Genomic DNA, 19,247 nt, shown 5'->3' on the forward strand with positions numbered 1-19,247 from the left:
TAACAAGTCCTTACAGCAGCGCCGCAGGACGGCGCGTAGATTGGGGTCATGCGTGGCCGCCGGTCGGTCGCGCGCCTTCCGTTCACTACCACAAGGACAACGATCATGAATTCGATTCGGCGTTTTGGGGTATGCGCGCTCCTCGTCGCGACAGTGGCCAGCCTGTCGGCCTGCGATTCGATGTCGCGGCGCCAGCGCGATACGGCAATCGGTGCGGGTGTCGGCGGCGTCGCCGGCGCGGCGATCGGCGGCAACGCGCTGTCGACGCTGGGCGGCGCGGCGGCCGGCGGCATCATCGGTAACCAGATCGGCAAGTAAGCAGCCCGACTCCGGCCGGCCGGGCGTCATCCGGCCACGGCCGATCGGCTCAACGGCGCTTCCGCACCGCGGACGCGCCGTTTTTGCATGTAGCGCCGCAGGGCGTGGCCGCTGACCGGAAATGATCGGTTACCGTTTCTCATACCGTGTCACCGGTCCTCGGCCTAAGCTTCGAGTATCTGCCGATAGCCGGCTGCGCCGGAGACACATCATGAACAGGACCTTCGTCGCCTCGGCGCTTGCCTGCGCGACGCTTGCCGGCTGCTATTACCCATACGCCTACTATCCCGGAGGCTATTACACGGCGGCGCCGGCGCCGGTACAGCCCGCGCCCGTGTATGTCGATCCGGCCCCCGCCTACTACTATCCGGCGCCTGCGTATGGGCCGGCGTGGGGCGGCTATTGGGGCCCGGCACTGTCGCTCAATTTCGGTTTCGGCGGACGCGGCGGCTGGCGTCATCGCTGATCGGCCGCACCGCGCGTGGCCGCCCGCCGCCGGGCACGACCGGCGACGTTCCCGTTTCTTGTCGTTTCATCCGATCGTGAAACGACGGTGTGGTAACGCGGTGTAAGATCCTCGCATCCCGTCCCGCCCTCCCCGATCGATGTCGCCCAAAAACGCTTTCCTGCTGACCGTGCTCGCCGCCCTGTGGGGCGCATCCTTCCTGTTCATCCGGATCGGCGTGGTCGATTTCGGCGTCGCGCCGCTGATGGCGCTGCGCGTGGGCATCGGCGCGCTGTTTCTCGCGGGCTTCGCGCTGACGCGCTTCAAACCGGCCGATCTCGGCGCCCGGTTGCGCCGTCATGCGTGGCCGCTGTTCGTCGTCGGCGCGCTGAATTCCGGCATCCCGTTCTGCCTGTTCGCGTTCGCCGAATTGACGCTGTCGGCCGGCGTGACGTCGGTGATCAACGCGACGACGCCGCTGTGGGGCGCGCTCTTCGCTTATCTGTGGCTGAAGGACAAGCTGTCGCTGCCGCGCGCGCTCGGCCTCGTCATCGGGTTCGCCGGCGTACTCACGCTCGTGTGGAACCAGATCGCGACCGCGCACGGCGACACGGGCGCCGGCGCGACCGCGCTCGCCGCGGCGGCCGCACTGGGCGCGACGCTGCTGTACGGCGTCGCGGCCAACTATACGAAACGCAACCTCGGCGGCGTCGATCCGCTCGTCAACGCAGCGGGCAGCATGATCGGCTCGACCGTGCTGCTGCTGCCGTTCGCGATCGCGACGTGGCCGGCCGCGCCGATCGGCGTGCACGCATGGGGCGCGGTGCTCGCGCTCGGCGTCGCGTGCACGGGCATCGCCTATTTCATCTTCTTCTACCTGATCGCGCACATCGGGCCCGCCCGCGCGATTACCGTGACGTTCGTGATCCCCGTGTTCGGCCTGCTGTGGGGCGCGCTGTTCCTCGGCGAACACGTGTCGGCCGTGATGATCGAAGGCTGCGCGATCGTGCTCGTCGGCACCGCGCTCGCGACCGGCGTGATCAAGCGGATTCCCGGCGTCCGGCCCCGCGGCGGCGAAGCGGCCTGACGATCGGCACGCCGGGCGCGCACGGACCGTCGCAGGCCGCAGCCCAGTGGCCGCCGCGCGGCAATGCCGATGACGGCGCGCCGCGGGTTGGCCGACATGCCGCCGATCGCACCGCGGCGCGCGGCATTCGTCTCATTCGTCTGACAGCGGCGGCCGGCCGCCGGGATTTCCCGTATCGGGCGGCAACGACGCACGATCACGCCCTGTCGCGGGATGATCGCCCGCGGCCGCGGCGCGCTTCGTTTCGCGACGATCATGCACCGTACGCACGCATGCGGCGCCCGCGGCCGCGCCGCCGCCCGCGTGCCGGAATCGCGATGTAGCGTTTGCGTCTGGAGTTACCCTGATACGCGCGCCGCGGCAATCCCGTTACACTCGGGACACTTATCCGCAGAAGGCAGTCTCGATGCCCCACGTTCTTTCGCGTCCGCCTGCGCATGCGGCTGCATCGGCGTGGCGGAGTGTCGACACCCCGCCGCCCCCGCCTGGGCACCGTTGACATGAAGCCCACCCGCGACCTGTCGCTCGACGCCCTGCTCGAACGCCTCACGCCGACACCCCACGGCTGGCTCGCCACCTATCGCACCACGACCTTGCGCAGCGTGTTCCAGCCCGTGCTGTCGATCACGCACAAGCGCGTCGTCGGCTACGAGGCGCTGCTGCGCGTCGTCGACGGGAACGGCGCGCTGGCGTCGCCCACCGCCCTGCTCGACAAGACGCGCGGCGACGCCGACGCGCTGCTGCTCGACCGGCTCGCGCGCTGCCTGCACACGGCCAACTTCGTCGCGCAGGGCATCGGCGACGGCTGGCTGTTCCTGAACGTGACGCCGCGCGTGCTCGATACGGGCCTCGTGCAGCGCGAGTTCGTCGAGGCGCTATGCCGGCATTTCGCGCTGCCGCCGAACCGCATCGTGCTGGAAGTGGTCGAGCAGCCGGCGCGCGACGAAGCCGCGCTCGCCCGCACGATCGACATGATCCAGCATCGCGATTTCCTGATCGCGATCGACGATTTCGGCACCGGCTTCTCCAACTTCGACCGCGTGTGGCGGGCGCGACCCGACATCGTGAAGCTCGACCGCTCGCTCGTCGAGCGTTCGACCAGCTCGGCCGAGGATCGCCGCATCATGCATCACCTCGTGTCGATGCTGCACCAGGCCGGCGCGATGGTGCTGGCCGAAGGCGTGGAAAGCGACGACGCGTTGCAGGCGCTGATGGAAGCCGACATCGATTTCGTGCAGGGTTTCCGGTTCGGTCAGCCCGATGCATCGATCGCGCACGCGAGCGCGGCGGCGCCCGCGATGCTCGACGCCGCGTGGCGGCGCTTCATCGCCCGCCGGCACACGCCGGTGGCCGCCGGGCAGCCGGGCTTCGACGCGATCGAACGCCTCGTGCTCGGCGGCGCGGCCGCGTTTTCGGCGAGCGGCAACCTGCAGGACGCCGCACAGCGCGTATTCGCGGTGCCTGCCGCGCGTCGCGTGTTCGTCACGGACGAGACGGGCGAACAGTTCCTGCCGTCGATCGGCGCCCCGCTCGACGATAGTCAGGCGAGCGCGACCCGCCTCGCCCCGTTGTTCCCGGAGACCCACAGCAACTGGTCGCGACGCCCGTATTTCCAGCGCGCGATCGCCGCCCCCGGGCGCGTCGCGCTGATGGGCCCGCACTTTTCGCTGACGGAAGGCCGCGACTGCTATACGGCCGCCGTCGCGATCCGCGCGCAGAGCCGGCTCGTCGTGTTCTGCGTCGATTTCGTGCTCGACAGCGCCGGAACCGTGATGCGCTAGCGGGCCGCGCGCGGCGGACCTTCGCTCGCGACGAGCACCGGCCCGTCGTTCGTCAGTCGACCACCTTCCCTCGCCCCGACTTCACCACGCTGCGGCGCGACTTGTGTTCGAGCCGCCGTTCTTTCGACGCACGCGTCGGCCGCGTCGCGACCCGCGCACGCGGCGTGTACGCGACGCTGCCGATCAGCGTATCGAGCCGCGCGAGCGCCGCCTCGCGGTTCTTCTCCTGCGTCCGATATTCCTGCGACTTGATCACGACGATGCCGTCGCGCGTGATGCGCTGGTCGGACAGCGCGAGAAGCCGCTCCTTGAGCACCGGCGGCAGCGACGACGCGCGGATGTCGAAGCGCAGATGAATCGCGCTCGACACCTTGTTCACGTTCTGCCCGCCCGCGCCCTGCGCGCGCACGGCGGTCCATTCGACCTCGGCCGGATCGAGCGTGTAGCGGATCATCATCGCGAAACCTCCATGCGGCGCCGGGCGAGCGCCTCGTCGATGCGGGCCGCGAGCCCCGAATCGCGCTGCGTGCGCGTCGCGACTGCCTGCGCCAGCACGCGCCGCGGCCCGATCACCTGCACGCGCGTGCGGGCGCGCGTGACGGCCGTATAAACGAGCTCGCGCGTAAGCACGCGGCCGAACGACGCGGGCAGCACGAGCGCCGCCTCGTCGAATTCCGAGCCCTGCGATTTGTGCACCGTCAGCGCGAACGCCGTCTCGTGCGGCGGCAACGCGGCCGGCGACACCGCGCGCACGGTGCCGTCCGCGCGCCGGAACCACACGCGCAGCACGCCGTGCGCGTCGGGCAGCGCAATGCCGATGTCGCCGTTGAACAGCCCCAGCGCATAGTCGTTGCGCGTAACCATGATCGGCCGCCCGGTGAACCAGTGCGCGCCGACCGCGAGCGGCACGCGCGCCGCGTGCCGCACGTGCGCGGCCACCAGCGCATTGACGTGTTCCGCGCCACGCGAGCCGCCGCGGGTCGCGCACAGAATCCGGAACCGGTTGAGCGCGTCGAACAGCGGCAGCGGATCGGGCACCGGCGCGGCCAACGCGTCGCGCAATGCGTCGAGATAGGCGCCGAAGCGCCGCGCGAGCCGCTCGACCGTCGACGACGTCAGCGTGTCGCCCGCATCGTCATGAAACGACGCGGCGGCCGAGTCGTCGGCAGGCAGCGCATCGAGCGCCGCCTGCACATCGCCGCGGCGGATCGCGAGCGACAGACGTCCGATCGGCGAATCGAGACCGAACCGGTAATTGCGTTCGAGCCACACGACGCAATCCGCGAGCGGTGCCGGAGCGGACGTGCCGGCGGACGCGGCGGCGACTTCGCCGGTCAATGGCGATGCGGCGGCCGTCACCGACGCGAGCGCCGCATCGGCTGTGTCGAACGGCGGCAGCTCGACGGTGTCGAGCCACGCGAGTTCGTCGGCCTCGATCCACGCGGGCGCAGTGCCGCCCGATACGCTGACATCGGCCGGTGCCGACTCCGCGTGCGATGGCGGCGCGATGCCGGGCGACGACGCTTCGTCGTCCTGCGGTTCGTCGTCGAAGAGCGACGCCTGTCGCGCATCGACTTTCGGCCGAGCCGCCGGCTTGCGTGAAACGGGTACGGACGCCGATGGCGACGCCGAAGCCCGTACGGAAGCGGAAACCGGATGCGCGGCCGGAACCGCAGCCGGTGCGGCTTCGTCCGGCACCGGCAACGCCGCGACGAACGCCGCCTCGTCGATGCCCAGCGCCTGCGCGATGCGCGTGCGCGCCGCGGCCGTGAACGCCGGCCGCGCGCTCAGCTCCGCGAATACGGCGCCGGCCTCGACCGCGGCCAGTTGATCCTTGTCGCCCAGCAACACGAGCCGCGCGCCCGGCGCGAGCGCGTCGAGCAGATGCGCGGCGAGCGCGACGTCGATCATCGACGCCTCGTCGACGACGATCAGATCGTACGGCAACGGATTGTCGCGATGATGCCGGAAACCGCCTGCTCCACCGCCGCCCAGCAGCCGATGCAGTGTGTACGACGTGTCGGGCAGGCGCGCGGCGAGTTCCGGCGGCAGATCGCCGGCGCGCGCGTGCAGCGCCTCCTGCATCCGCTGTGCGGCCTTGCCGGTCGGTGCGGCCAGCGCGATGCGCAGCCCCGGGTGCGCGTCGAGCAGACAGGCGAGCACGCCGACGACGGTCGTCGTCTTGCCCGTGCCCGGCCCGCCGCTGACGATCGTCACGCGGCCCGTCAGCGCGACGATCGCCGCGACGCGCTGCCAGTCGACTTCGCCAGTGGCCGGCCCGAAGTAACGGGCGAGACTGTCGCGCAACCGGTCGGGCGACAGGCGTTCGTCCGGCGCGGCGACGCCGGCCTGCGCGACGAGCGCATCGGCGAGCCGCCGTTCGTAATCGAAATAGCGCGACAGGTACAGGTGATCGAGCCGGTCGACGATCAGCGGCCGCTCGTCGCCGCGCGCGAGCGTGCCGAACGCGACCACGCCGCTTGCGGCCAGCGCCGCGCGGACCTCGTCGAGCGGCGCTTCGTAGCGCTGCGCGAGCGCGCCAAGCGCGACGCACACGTGGCCGCCGGCGGTCGCGCGGCTCGTCGCGAACGCGGCGCGCGCCGCCCAGCGTGCCGCTGCGGGCGGCGCACCGGCACGCCGCGCGAGGTCGCCGATGCGGCGCGCGAAGCCTTCCGCGAGCGCGATGCCGAAATCGGCCGGCTCGGGCAGCCGCGCGACGAGGCCGCCGGTGAATTCGAGCATGTCGTCGGATGCGGTCATGCGCGGCTCCCTTCCATCATCCGGTCGAGTGCGTCGACGAGCGCGCGCGCGGGCCGCCGCGCATGCACGCCGGCCGGCTCGCCGCCGCTGCGCCAGCCGGGCCGCACACCGCGCACGAACAGGTACAGGTAACCGGCGATGTGCGTGTCGTAGTCGTAATCGGGCAGGCGGCCACGCAGGTAACGGTGCAGCGCGACCGTATAGAGCAGCGCCTGCAGGTGATACGCGTGATCGGCCATCGCGACGTCGAGCGCGCGCGGGCCGTAGGCATCCGGCGTCGTGCCGAGGTAATTCGACTTCCAGTCGACGATCCAGAAACGGCCGTCGTGTTCGACGATCATGTCGATGAAACCCTTGATGAAACCGGCGAGCGTACCCGCCTCCAGTGCAACGTCCGGATAGCCGTGCGCGACCAGCAGCCGGCGTAGCGCCGTCAGGTCGAGCGACGGCGCCGGAAACAGGAAGCCCATTTCGTCGAGCCGCTTCGCCGGATCGAGATCGGCAAGCCGCATGCCCGGCACGAGCTCGGTGTGCACGACGTCGTCGACGAGCCGCGCCATCATCGCCGGCAGGCGCGTCGCAAGTTCCGGCTCGGCCTCGACCGGCCGGTCGTGCAGCGCGCCGAGCGCGGCGGTGTGCCACGACTCGGGCTCGGTGAACCGGCTGAGCTCGAACAGGCGGTGCAGGCATTCGCCGGCCGCCGCGCCGCGCGGGAACATGAGGATGTCGTCGTCCGGCGGGCCGGCCGAGGCCGTATCGGCCAGTATCGGTTCGCCGTCGGGCGTCACCGCCGCAAGCGCATCGTGATCGGGCCGCAGTTCGTCGTCGGGCACGGCCGCGACGCCCGCCTCCTCCCGCGCCATCGACGCGGTCAGCGAGCTGAAGCTCGCCATCCGCCACGCATCGCGCAGCACGCGTGTCGCATGGCGCGCCGCGAGCATCTGCGACGCGTCGTGCCCGGCTTCGAGACGCTCGCGGCGCGCAGGCACCGGCAGCGGCGCGACGCTCACGGGGCCGCCCGCGAGCGCGTGCCACGCCGCGTCGAGCGCGGCTTCGTCGGGCGGCTCGTCGAGCCACGCATCGAACGCAGCGCCGGCCCCCGCGACGAGCCAGTTGAGCACGCTGCGCCGCGCTTCGCGCGTCGAGCGCGACGACAGGTAGGGCCCGGCGACGACATAGCAGCGATAGACCGCGCGCGTGAGCGCCACGTAGACGAGCCGCGCGCGTTCCGCGGCCTGCTCGCGCAGCGCCTGGCGCGCCGCGTGCGCGGCCGCTTCGTCGTCGCATCCGTAATGCAGCACCGCATCGCCCGCCTCGTCGTGATACTCGCGCGCATCGGGCAACGCGGACGACGGCGGCTCGCGCAGCCCGCCGTCGTTCAGGAACGGACAGAACACGATCGCGTATTCGAGCCCCTTCGACTTGTGCACCGTGACGATCTGCACGAGATTGCGATCGGATTCGAGCCGCAGTTGCGCTTCCTCGCCGCCGCCGTCGAGCCGTTGCGCGGCGAGCCAGCGCAGCGTCGGCGCGATGCCCGGCTGCGCGGATGCACGGGCCTGCGTCAACTCGGCCAGATGGTTGATGTCGGTCACGCGGCGCTCGCCGTCCGCACCGGCCATCAGCCGCTCGGCGATCCGCAGCTCGCGCGTGAACGTGCGCCACATCACCGCGAAACCGCGTTCGCGCCACAGCAGCCGATACCGCGAGAAGCGCTCGACCCAGCTCATCGCGTCGGCACCGTCGGCCGCCGGCGCGCCGGGTGGCGCGCCGCCGTCGCCCTGCTCCATGCGCCACAGCGCGCCGGCATCGAGCCCGAACCAGTCGGACGCGAGCGCCGCGCGCAGGCGCCGCAGGTCGCCCGGCGCATCGATCGCCGCCAGCACGCGTTCGAGCTGCTCGGCGTCGCCGGTCAAGAACACCGACGCCTGCGCCAGCTCGACGCTGCCGATGCCCCACGTCGCGAGTACGCGCTTCACGAGGCTGCCTTGCCGGTGCGTCTGCACGAGCACCGCGATGTCGCCCGGCGACAACGGCGTGTCTCCCAAGCGCACGCGCCCTTCACGCGCGCCGCGCATCAGCCGCGCGATCTCCGCCGCGCACGCCTGGGCGGCCTGCGCCTGCGCATCGCGCTTGAGCAGCGTGCGTTCGCCGCCCGGCAGCGCCCACACCCGGAAATCGCCGGCGGGGCCCGGATCGGTTTCGTCGACGAACGGCGCACGCACGCGCGTGCCGGCGCGCACCGCGTAATAGTCGAGCCCGTCGAGCACGAACGCGCGCGGATTCGACATGAACAAGCGGTTGCACGCGTCGACGATCGCGGGCGTCGAGCGCTGGTTGACCGCGAGCGTGTAGCACGCGCTCGCCCGTGCGCGCGCGGCGAGATAGGTATGCAGATCGGCCGCGCGGAAACTGTAGATCGCCTGCTTCGGATCGCCGACGAGGAACAGCGGGCCGCCCGGCGCGAAGATCCGGTCGAAGATCGCGAACTGCAGCGGATCGGTATCCTGAAACTCGTCGATCAGCGCGGCCGGATAGCGTGCGCGCAGCGCCTCGGCGAGCCACGGATGCGCGTGCAGCGCGTGATACAGGTTCGCGAGCAGATCGTCGAACGACACGACGCGCCGCGTGCGCTTGCGCTCGGCCAGCTCGCGCGGCGCCATGTCGAGCCATTCGGCGATCAGCGCGAGCCAGCGCGCGCGCTGCGTGGCCTCGGCCGCGGCCACGGCGGCCTCGAGCGCGTCGGCCACGTCGAAGAACGCGTGGGCGGGCGTCGCACCGCCTTTTTTCGTCGCCTTGGTCAGGGCGGTTTGCGTGAGCTTCAGCGCGGCTTTCGGCAGCGCGGCCGTCGCGTCGCCCTGCGCGAAATGCGCCGCCCACGCGGCGAGCGCATCGGCGAGCGCGTCGGGCTTGTGCGAGCGCTGATTGAGCGCGGGCTGCGCGGCGCGCAGCAGCGCATCGATCGCGTCGCGCTCGGCCGCCCACATCCGCGCGGCCTCCGCGAAGCATTCGGCCGCGGCCGCTTCGGCCGATTCGTCCGGCTCGGTCACGCCATCCCAGCGCAGCGCGGCAAGCGGCTTCTTCAGCCGGCGTGCGAGCTGCGCATCGAGCGCGGCCGGGCCGGCGCCCGATTCGACGAGCCACGTCGCGAAGCCCGGCCAGCGCGCGGCCGCCGGTTCGACACGCGTGCGCCAGAAATCCGCCGCGAGTTCGAAGCGCAGCGACGCATCGTCGGCCTCCATGTCGAACGCGAACGGCATCGCCGCCGCGAACGGCGCTTCCTGCAGCGCGCGCTGGCAGAACGCGTGGATCGTATGGATCGCCGCCTGGTCGAACGCGCGCAGCGCACGCCGGATCCGCTTCACGGCCGTCTCGGGATCGAGCGCGCCGTCGTCGCCGAGCGTGGTCTCCAGCAGGCGCGCGATGAACGGATCGCCGCCGTCGTCGCCCGTGTCGAGCGCATGCGCGAGCTGCGCGAGCCGGCCGCGAATCCGCTCGTGCAACTCGGCCGTCGCCGCTTTCGTGAACGTCACGACGAGGATCTCGTCCGCGCCGAGATCCTTTTCGAGCAGCAGGCGCACGTACAGCGCGCAGATATTCCAGGTCTTTCCGGTGCCGGCCGACGCCTCGATCTGGTTGACGCCGTCGAGCGGGCACGCGAATACGTCCAGTTCGAGCGCCTGCTGCTGCGCCCCGGCGCTCATGCGACCTCCTTCAGATGTTCGACGAGCGGCTCGAACACGAGCCGCGCGAGCGTGCCGAACGGCTCGTCTAGCGACGGATGCGCGCCGCGCCACGCGATCGCGATGGCCGGATCGTCGGCTTCGCTCACGACCCGCTCGTTGATCCACACGCTCGCGGCCTTGGCCTCGCCGTCGGACACCCGCGCCCATGCACTGCGCGGGAAAAACCGCAGCGGCATGCGCCGCCCCGCGCGGAACAGCGCGGCCAGCGGCGCGAGCCGTTCGAGCGGCGCCGCGACGGGCGTCAGCTCGAACGCGCCGCCGCTGCCGAACCACAGCGTGCGGCGCGGGCCGCCGGGCTCGATCGCACAGTAGACGAGATGCGCGAGCCACGCGGACAGGTAGTCGCGCGCGCTCGGCCGCGCATAGCGGTAGATGACCTGGCCGGCCGGTGTCAACCGGTTCAGCGTGCCGTGCAACTCGAGCGGCGCGCTCACCGCGTCGGCCGCCAGCATCGCGTCGTCGGCACCGAACAGCGCCTGTTCGGTGTCGGGCCATTTCGGCACGACGGCGAGCGAGAACGGCCGCCGCTCGATGCCGCCGGCCAGCGCACCGCGCACGTTCGACGCAAGCTGCGTCATCGAGCCGAGCGCCTGGTCGCGCCACACCGCGCCCGTCGCGCCGCCGGGCAGTTCGGGGCTCGCGTCCGCGATGCGCAGCGCGTGATCGTGCACGCCGCCCTCGCCCGCTTCGATCAGGAGCGGCAGCACGCGCTCGGCAAGCGCGTCGCTGCCGGCGAAGTCCAGCGCGAACGGCTCGGTATCGAGCAGTTCGGCCTGCGCGTCCGCCAGCACGATGCCGAGCCGGCCGCGCAGCAACGCGCGCGCCGGATGCCGCCAGAAACGTTCGAATTCGCTGAACGCGACGGGCTCGACCGGCTCGGCCGGCAGCGGCTGCGCGAAGAACGGCTGCTCGCGCGGCCCGCCGCGCGACGCTTCGGCGGCCAGCAGCGACGCAAGCGTCGCCCGCTCGGTGTCGTACGAAACGAGTTCGCTGCCGGGCTGGAAATACGCGGCCGCGAACGGCTGCAGCGGATGCTCGACGATGAACGCGCGCCGCGCGGCATCGACCGCATCCGGGGCGGCGCCGGGCCCCGCCGTGACGATCGCCAGATGATCGAGTAACTCGTCGACGAGCGCGGCGGGCGGCAACGGCGCATTGTCGCGGATGCTGCGGCCCGTATAGGCGATCAGCAACCGGTCGCGGGCAGCCAGCAGCAGGTCGAGAAACAGATTGCGCTCGTCGTCGCGGCGCTGCCGGTCGCCCAGCTTCGGCAGCACGGCCATCAGGTCGAATTCGTCCGCGCGCGCGAGGCTCGGCAGCACGCCGTCGTCCATCCCGAGCAGGCAGACGATGCGATACGGCAGCCCGCGCAAGCTCGTGAGCGACGAGAACGTGACGCCGCCCCACGGCACCCCGCCGCGGGCCGGATCGTCGAGCGCCGCGGTGAGCCCCGCGCGGACGACGGCCGCCGGCAGCGCCTCGTCGGGCGCGCCTTCCGTCATCGCGGCCAGCATCGCGTCGAGCGCGTCGCGCACGCCGGCCAGCGCGTCGGCATACGCGGCGCCCGAATCGAAGAAGCGCGCGAGCGTGTCGGCGAACAGCTCGCTCCAGCCGCGCGGCGTGTGCGACTGCGCGAGCCGCCGCGCGAAGCCGTCGAGATCGTCGGTGAAGCGTGCGAGCCGGCCGAGCAGTTCGGCCTCGCTGCCCGTGGCCGCCTCGATCGGCAGCCATGCACCGATCGGCGCCGCGCCTTCGGGCATCGCATAGCCGAGAAAGAGCCGCGCGAGCGCATCGGAGAACGTATGGCGCGGCGCGGGCACGGCCGCGTCGTCGCTCGCGCGCGGCGACAGCCCGCGCCGCGCGCCGGCGGCCGCGAGCCAGGTCTGCACCGTTTCGAGCGCGGCCGCGTCGATGTCGTAGCGCGCGGCCACCGCATCCACGCGCAGCCATTCGACCAGCTCCGGCGCGCCGACCTGCCGCTCGGGCAACGCGAGCCAGTCGAGCAGCACGCGCGCGACCGGGTTCGCCTGCGACGGCGGCAGGCCGGTGATCCGGTACGGCACCCGCGCGCCGCCGGCGCCTGCGGTGCCGAACACCGCGTCGATCAACGGCCCGGCCGCGGCGAGATCGGCGACCGCAACGAGCACGTCGGACGGCTGCAGGCTCGCATCGGCGTCGAACCACGCGAGCAGCCGGTCGTGCAGCACCTCGAGCTGGCGCGCGAGGCTGTGGCACACATGCACCTCGATCCCGCGCTCGAGCGGCGTGCCGCCGATGTCGGCCTCCGGCTGCAGTTCGAGGATCGCGTTCTGCACGCGCGCGAGCCACGTCGGTGCGGGATTCTCGACGAAACGCGACGCATCGCCCGACGCCGCGCTTTCAGTCAGCTCGTGCAGCATGTGCAGTTGCGCCTGCGTCTGCCTGCCCCATTCGGCGAGCAGCGGATGGCCGACTTCCTGGTAATCGCGCCGCCCGGCCGCATCGAGCGCCTCGGCGTGCGCGGCGGTCACGATGTCGAACCAGAATTCGCGGCACGGATTCAGCGCGTAGACGCGCACGTCGATCCAGCGCGACAGTTCGCGCAGCAGCGCGACGTGCAGCGGCGGCATCGTCGGCAGCGCGAACACGCTGACCGATTCGGGCCAGTCGGCGCGCGCGACCGTATCGGCATCGAGATGGCGCGCCTCGACGAGGAAACGGTGCGCCGGCGGCGTGCCGCTGTCGCTCAGCTCGGCGAGCAGCGCGCGCCACAGCGCGGCCTGCCAGCGCTCGTCGTCGCGCGCGGCGTCGCTGATCCCGCGCGGCGCGGCGTCGCCCGCGAGCACCGACTCGCCGGCCTGCCACGCGGCCAGCCATTCGGGGCGGTAGGTCAGGTAGTGATCGAGCACGGCCGCGACGCGATGGGCCAGCTCGTAGCGCATCGCATCGTCGGAGGCCGACAGATACGCGACCAGCCGCGGCGACGCGAGCCACGGCGCGTCGCCTGCCGCCTGCGCGAACAGCCGGTAGCAGCGCCACACGAGCCGGTCGGGCGCGAACGGCGAACGCGCGGGCACCGCCAGCACGCGGCCGATCTGCGCCCACAGCCACTGCGCGAGATACGTGAACTCGACGTTCGCGCACACGCCGTTGCGCGCGGCGATGTCGAGCTCGAGGCGGCGGCGCAGCGCCGCGCTCGGCACGATGACCTGTTGCGGCGCCCACGGGCCGTTACGGGCCGGGAACGCGGCCAGATCCTCGAGCAGCGCGTCGGCCAGCGTTTCGTGACGGTTCGAATAGAAAAGATGGAGCATGAAGCGGGCGTCGGAACCTCGGACCGGCGGGGCCGGGCGAACAGGATCACCAAGGATAGCAAATGGGCCGCCGCCGCGAACCTCGGCCGGAAAGCCAGCTTTTGCGAACCGCGAAATACGATAGACTCGTCGCCAGTCAATACGCCGCCCCCGGGCGTCTTCGTCTGCCATTCAGCCCATCGATGCGCTATTCGGTCGAAATCAGAAAGTTTTTCTACAGCCAGTACTTTTTCGGCGGCCTGCGCATCGCGGTCGGCGTGTCGCTGCCGGCCGTGTTGTGCCTGATCGTGTTTCACAACCGCGAGCTCGGCTTCACGATCTCGACGGGCGCGCTCGGCGCGTGCGTCGTCGACATGCCGGGCCCGCTCAAGTACAAGCACAACGAAATGCTCGCGTGCAGCGTGATCGGTTTCCTGGCGGCGCTCGCCACCGGCCTCGCGACACCGAACATCTTCGCGCTGTGGCTCACGATCGTGCCGCTCACGTTCGTGCTGTCGCTGATCGTCGTCTACGGCAACCGCTGGCCGCAGATCAGCTTCGCGACGCTGTTCATGATGGTGATGACGCTCGAGGAGAAGTTCACGCCGCTGCAGGCGTTCGTCAACGCCGGCTGGATTCTCGCGGGCGGCCTCTGGTACACGTACTGGGCCACGCTCGTGTCGCAGTGGCAGGCGCGCCGGATCGAGCAGCAGGCGCTGGCCGAAAGCCTGTTCGCCTGCGCCGACTACCTGCTCGCGCGCGCGCAGTTCTACGATCTCGACGCCGATCTCGACGAGTGCTACCGCAATCTCGTCGCCCGGCAGATCACCGCGGTCGAAACGCAGGAAACCGCGCGCGACATCGTGCTGCGCAACCTGCCGAAGCTGCGGCGCGGCAAGCTCGATCCCGGCCGCACGACGATGTACAACCTGTTCATCAACAGCGTCGATCTGCACGAGCTGTTCGTCGGCGCGCACACCGACTACCCGCTCGTGCGCAACACGTTCGGCGGAACGGACCTGATCATCTTCTACCGCGACCTGATCCGCAAGGCCGCGGCCGATCTCGAGGAGGTCGGCCTCGCGGTGCTCGAAAACCGCGCGCCGCATTCGCACATCAGCGTGAAGGCCGAGCTGCGCGCGATCGAGTACGAGATCGAGCTGATGCGCAAGAAGAACTTCGCGGCCACCCACGCGGAAGCCTATGCGGCCGTGGTCGCGACGTTCCGGCGCATCTGGAGCGCGACGCGCCTGATCGACCGGATGCGCCGCAACCTGTCGGGCCGCGCCGATCCGCAGCAAACCGAACTGAAGATCGACAAGGCGCTCACGCGCTTCCTGCAGCGCCGCCGCCTGTCGCCGCTGCTGATCTTCTCGAACCTGAACATGCGCTCGCCGAGCTTTCGCCACGCACTGCGCGTGACGATCGCCGTGGCGGTCGGCTTCTGGATCGGGCGCCTGCTGCCGCTCACCAACGCATACTGGATCGTGATGACGACCATCATCATCCTGAAGCCCGGCTACTCGCTGACCAAGCAGCGCAACGCGGCGCGTATCGTCGGTACGCTGATCGGCTGCGCGGCGAGCGTCACGCTGATCTACACGGTGAAGGACACGCACCTGCTGATCGCGATCATGTTCGGGTCGATGGTGATGAGCTACAGCCTGCTGCTGTTCAACTATGCGGCGAGTGTCGTGTTCACGTCGTCGTACGTGCTGCTGATGTTCCACCTGCTCGCGCCGGGCAGCATGCGGATCATCGGCGAGCGCGCGATCGACACGGTGGTGGGCTGCATGATCGCGATCGCCGCGAGCCGGCTGTTCCCGTACTGGGAATACCGGCTGATGGGCAAGCTCGTCACCGACATGCTGAGCTCCACCCGCAAGTATTTCGAGGCCGTGTGGCGCGCCGGGCGCGGCATGTCGCCGCCGACGGTGCCAGCCGCCGACGGTGCCGCCGTCGTCGCGGGCGTCGCCGCGGCGATCGAATCTCCGGCGGCCAGCCTCGACGACGACTACCGCTACCGGCTCGCCCGCAAGGACGTGCACATCGCGTTCGCGAACCTCGGGCAGGCGTTCCAGCGGATGATGATCGAGCCGAAGGCGCACCAGCGCTTCGTGCCCGAACTGAACGACCTGCTCGTGCAGACGCACGTGCTCGGCGCGCAGATCACGGCGGCGGCGCCGCTGATCCGCAGCGCGTGCGCGGCCGACGGCGGGCTCGTCCACGACGACGCGCTGCAGCGCGGCCTGGCCGCCGTGCTCGACAATCTCGAGAAGGCCGAAGCCGGCGAGCCGCCGCCGGCTGACCAGCTCGAAGCATCGAAGCAGATCACGCGCGATCTCGATGCGATGGTCGTGTCCGCGGAAAAATCCGATGCGGTCGGCGCCGAGCTCACGCACGACCTGAAGGTGCTCGCGCACCAGTGCAAGCAGATGCTCGCGTCGTCGCTGCTGATCCGCAAGGACGCGAGCGTGATCCGGCTGCCCGCCTGAGCGCGGATGTCCGTGTTCTACGCGCGGATCCGCCCGAAATTCGCGCCCGCGTCACGTTGACGCACGGCCGACCTGTCGATACGGCGCGCCGGTTTCGGCGCGCCTTCCGCTGACCCGGTTCCGCACGGCGCCCGTCGCACCGGAAGCCGCGAATCGACGCCGTTCGCCTGCCGCGCGCGCGACCCGAGCGGGCCGCGCACCGGCACGTCAGTGCGACGCCGCGCTCGCGGCCTCGGCCGGATGGGCCTCGTCGTACGCGTGCTTCTGCGAAATCGCGTTGTACAGGATCGTCCCGATCACGAGCAGCACGGCCACGACGATCAGGATGCTCACATTGCGGACAGGGTTCTTCTTGCGCTGATCGTTCATGGTCGGTGCTGCTCCGTCAAATTCCTCGAAGCGGGCATTCTACGCGCTTGCGCCCGCGCCGGGCCGCCCCGTTCGCCGGCCTCCGTCCCCGGCTTCTCCCCTGCTTTCCGCAAGCTTTCGTTTGGTAATCATTCCCATTTCGATTTAGAATCCAGAATCTTTCACTTTGTAATGTTCCGGGTCGCTCGGGCGGCAGGCGCGCCCCGGAACGCTCCCTCGTCCACCTGCCCCACCGGAGTCTCCATGTCGAATCCGCGCACCCGCCTGCTGCCGCTCGCCGGCGCCCTCGTCCTGGCCGCGGCCGCCTTCGCGCCGCTTGCCCAGGCAGCCGAGGAAGTGAGCCTGTACACCACCCGCGAGCCGAAGCTGATCCAGCCGCTCATCGACGCGTTCACGAAGCAGAGCGGCGTCAAGGTCAACACGGTGTTCGTGAAGGATGGCCTGCTCGAGCGCGTGAAGGCGGAAGGCGCGCAATCGCCGGCCGACGTGCTGATGACGGTCGACGTCGGCAACCTGCTCGACCTCGTCGACGGCGGCGTCACGCAGCCGGTGCGCTCGAAGGCGCTCGACGATGCGATTCCCGCGAACCTGCGCGGCGCGAACGGCGACTGGTACGCACTGTCGCTGCGCGACCGCGTGCTGTACGTCGAAAAGGACCTGAAGGTCGATGCGTTCCGCTACGAGGAGCTCGCCGATCCGAAATGGAAGGGCAAGGTCTGCATCCGGTCGGGCCAGCATCCTTACAACACGGCGCTCGTCGCGGCGATGATCGCGCATGACGGCGAAGCCGCGACCGAAAAGTGGCTGCGCGGCGTGAAGGCCAACCTCGCGCGCAAGGCGACGGGCGGCGACCGCGACGTCGCACGCGACATCCTCGGCGGCATCTGCGACGTCGGCCTCGCGAACGCCTACTACGTCGGCCACATGAAGAATGCGGAACCCGGCAGCGATGCGCGCAAGTGGGGCGACGCGATCAAGGTCGTGCGTCCGACGTTCGCGAATACGAAGAGCGGCGGCACGCACGTGAACATCAGCGGCGCGACGGTCGCGAAGCACGCGCCGCACAAGGCCAATGCGGTGAAGCTGCTGGAATACCTGGTCTCGCCCGAAGCGCAGGCGCTGTATGCGCAGGCGAACTACGAATACCCGGTGCGCGCGAACGTGAAGCTCGACCCGGTGATCGCGAGCTTCGGCACGCTGAAGGTCGACCCGCTGCCGCTCGCGGATATCGCGAAGCATCGCAAGCAGGCGAGCCAGCTCGTCGACAAGGTCGGCTTTGACAACTGACGCATCGCCTGCCCGCGCGGTGCGCGAGCCGCGCGGTCCGCGTGCGCGCCTGTGGCCGCGCGCGGGCAGCCTGTGGCTGATCGCGGCGCTGGCGATCGCCGCGGCGGTCGCGGCGCCGCTCGCGGTGCTCGTGGCCGCCGCGTTCGACGCCGATCTCGCGCACTGGCGGCATCTCGCCGAATTCGTACTGCCGCAGGCGCTCGTCAACACGCTGCTGCTGCTCGCCGGCGTCGGCACGATCGTGTCGATCGTCGGCACCGGCTGCGCGTGGCTCGTCACCGCGTACGATTTCCCCGGCCGCCGGATCCTGACCTGGGCGCTGCTGCTGCCGCTCGCGGTCCCCACCTACATCGTCGCGTTCGCGTATCTCGACCTGCTGCATCCGATCGGCCCCGTGCAAGGCGCGATCCGCTGGCTGCTCGGCTTCGACAGCCCGCGCCAGTTCCGCCTGCCCGACCTGCGCTCGCTGCCCGGCGCGATCTTCGTGCTCGGCTTCGTGCTGTATCCGTACGTCTATCTGAGCACGCGCGCGATGTTCGTCACGCAGTCCGTGAGCCTGCTCGAAGCCGCGCGCACGCTCGGCGCCGGCCGCGTCGCGACGTTCTGGCGCGTCGTCGTGCCGCTTGCACGGCCGGCGATCGCGGTCGGCGTGAGCCTCGCGCTGCTCGAAACGCTGAACGATATCGGCGCGTCGGAATTTCTCGGCGTGCAGACGCTGACCGTGTCCGTCTATACGACGTGGATCACGCGCTCCGATCTCGCCGGCGCCGCGCAGATCGCGCTGGCGATGCTCGCGATCGTCGTCGGCATGATCGCGCTGGAACGCTACGGACGCCGCCGCCAGCGCTACGCGCACGGCCGGCGCATGCGGCCGATCGCGCCGCGCCGCCTGACCGGCTCGGCCGCGCTCGCCGCCGCGGTGCTCGGCTGGCTGCCGGTCCTGCTCGGCTTCGGCGCGCCGGCCGCGTACCTCGCGGTCGAAACGGCCAAGCGGCTGCACCTCGTCGGCGGCGTATCCGCGCAATTGATGACGGGGCTCGCGAACACGCTGACGATCGCGACCGCCGCCACCGCCGCGACGCTCGCGTGCGGGCTCGTCGTCGCGTGGGCCGCCCGCGCGCAGCGCGACAGCGCCCGGGCAGGCCCTGCCCGCCTGTGCGCGCGGATCGCGAGCCTCGGCTACGCGGTGCCGGGCACCGTGCTCGCGATCGGCCTGCTGATGCCGTTCGCGGCGGCCGACCGCCTGTTCGGCGCGGCGCTCGGCCGCGACGCGCTGCTGCTGATGGGCTCGGCCACCGCGCTCGTGATCGCCTATACCGTGCGTTTCCTCGCGATCCCGGCCGGCGGCATCGAGGCCGGCCTCGCGCGCATTCCGCCGTCGCTCGAACAGGCCGCGCGCTCGCTCGGCGAGACGGCGGGCGGCACGCTGCGCCGCGTCCACCTGCCGCTGCTGCGGCCCGCGCTCACGACAAGCGCGCTGCTGGTGTTCGTCGACGCGATGAAGGAATTGCCGGCCACGCTGCTGCTGCGCCCGCTGAACTTCGACACGCTCGCGACCTGGCTGTATGCGGAAGCCGCGCGCGGCACCTATGAAGAAGGCGCGGTCGCCGCGCTCGCGATCGTGCTGGCCGGGCTCGTGCCCGTGATCCTGCTCGCCCGCACCCGCCACAAGATCGGAGCCTGACAC

Annotated in this window: 12 protein-coding genes; 7 read left to right on the top strand and 5 right to left on the bottom strand. The window is 70.9% G+C overall.

What is annotated here, in order from left to right; all coding sequences use genetic code 11:
• The first annotated feature begins 105 nt into the window (after positions 1-105).
• The 4 genes from KPB06_RS18685 to KPB06_RS18700 all read left to right on the top strand — a co-directional run bounded on the left by KPB06_RS18685 (position 106) and on the right by KPB06_RS18700 (position 3,631).
• Positions 106-318, top strand: a complete 213-nt coding sequence (locus KPB06_RS18685; RefSeq protein WP_059573926.1) for a glycine zipper 2TM domain-containing protein — start codon at positions 106-108, stop codon at positions 316-318.
• A gap of 211 nt (positions 319-529) precedes the next feature.
• Positions 530-784 (top strand): hypothetical protein, encoded by a 255-nt coding sequence (locus KPB06_RS18690; RefSeq protein ID WP_059573927.1) that lies wholly within the window; start codon positions 530-532, stop codon positions 782-784.
• A 139-nt stretch (positions 785-923) separates the two neighbouring features.
• The gene (locus tag KPB06_RS18695; RefSeq protein WP_059573928.1) at positions 924-1,850 is read left to right on the top strand and encodes a DMT family transporter; all 927 of its coding nucleotides are present in this window, start codon (positions 924-926) and stop codon (positions 1,848-1,850) included.
• Between the two features lie 500 nt (positions 1,851-2,350).
• Entirely contained in the window at positions 2,351-3,631 is a 1,281-nt protein-coding gene (locus KPB06_RS18700; protein ID WP_059573929.1) for a sensor domain-containing phosphodiesterase, read from the top strand.
• A gap of 52 nt (positions 3,632-3,683) precedes the next feature.
• Here KPB06_RS18700 and arfB read toward each other — a convergent pair whose 3' ends face one another.
• The 4 genes from arfB to recC are packed head-to-tail and all read right to left on the bottom strand — an operon-like array spanning position 3,684 to position 13,430.
• Positions 3,684-4,088 carry an alternative ribosome rescue aminoacyl-tRNA hydrolase ArfB gene (gene arfB / locus KPB06_RS18705; RefSeq protein ID WP_059573930.1) on the bottom strand — a complete coding sequence of 135 codons (405 nt, stop codon included), beginning with the start codon at positions 4,086-4,088 and terminating at the stop codon, positions 3,684-3,686.
• On the bottom strand, positions 4,085-6,391 hold the full coding sequence (locus tag KPB06_RS18710) for an AAA family ATPase (RefSeq protein ID WP_059573931.1): 2,307 nt from the start codon (positions 6,389-6,391) through the stop codon (positions 4,085-4,087). Before KPB06_RS18710 ends, arfB begins: the two co-directional genes overlap by 4 nt.
• Positions 6,388-10,095: an exodeoxyribonuclease V subunit beta gene (recB, locus tag KPB06_RS18715; protein WP_059573932.1), complete on the bottom strand. Its 3,708-nt coding sequence runs from the start codon at positions 10,093-10,095 to the stop codon at positions 6,388-6,390. Before recB ends, KPB06_RS18710 begins: the two co-directional genes overlap by 4 nt.
• Complete coding sequence (gene recC / locus KPB06_RS18720; RefSeq protein ID WP_059573933.1) at positions 10,092-13,430, bottom strand: exodeoxyribonuclease V subunit gamma; 3,339 nt, start codon at positions 13,428-13,430, stop codon at positions 10,092-10,094. Before recC ends, recB begins: the two co-directional genes overlap by 4 nt.
• Before the next feature lie 182 nt (positions 13,431-13,612).
• Here recC and KPB06_RS18725 point away from each other — a divergent pair, with 182 nt between their 5' ends.
• The gene (locus tag KPB06_RS18725) at positions 13,613-15,904 is read left to right on the top strand and encodes an FUSC family protein (protein ID WP_059573934.1); all 2,292 of its coding nucleotides are present in this window, start codon (positions 13,613-13,615) and stop codon (positions 15,902-15,904) included.
• Between the two features lie 207 nt (positions 15,905-16,111).
• On the opposite strand, the gene KPB06_RS18730 is transcribed toward KPB06_RS18725, so the two are convergent.
• Positions 16,112-16,273: a hypothetical protein gene (locus tag KPB06_RS18730; RefSeq protein ID WP_006476417.1), complete on the bottom strand. Its 162-nt coding sequence runs from the start codon at positions 16,271-16,273 to the stop codon at positions 16,112-16,114.
• Positions 16,274-16,516: 243 nt separating this feature from the next.
• On the opposite strand from KPB06_RS18730, the gene KPB06_RS18735 reads away from it, so the two are divergent.
• Positions 16,517-17,560: a Fe(3+) ABC transporter substrate-binding protein gene (locus KPB06_RS18735; RefSeq protein ID WP_060011463.1), complete on the top strand. Its 1,044-nt coding sequence runs from the start codon at positions 16,517-16,519 to the stop codon at positions 17,558-17,560.
• Positions 17,550-19,244, top strand: a complete 1,695-nt coding sequence (locus KPB06_RS18740; protein ID WP_060011461.1) for an ABC transporter permease — start codon at positions 17,550-17,552, stop codon at positions 19,242-19,244. The genes KPB06_RS18735 and KPB06_RS18740 overlap by 11 nt, the downstream gene beginning before the upstream one ends.
• The last annotated feature ends 3 nt before the right edge of the window (positions 19,245-19,247 follow it).

This window comes from Burkholderia semiarida, from assembly GCF_029268935.1.
GTDB classification, from domain to species: Bacteria; Pseudomonadota; Gammaproteobacteria; order Burkholderiales; family Burkholderiaceae; genus Burkholderia; species Burkholderia semiarida.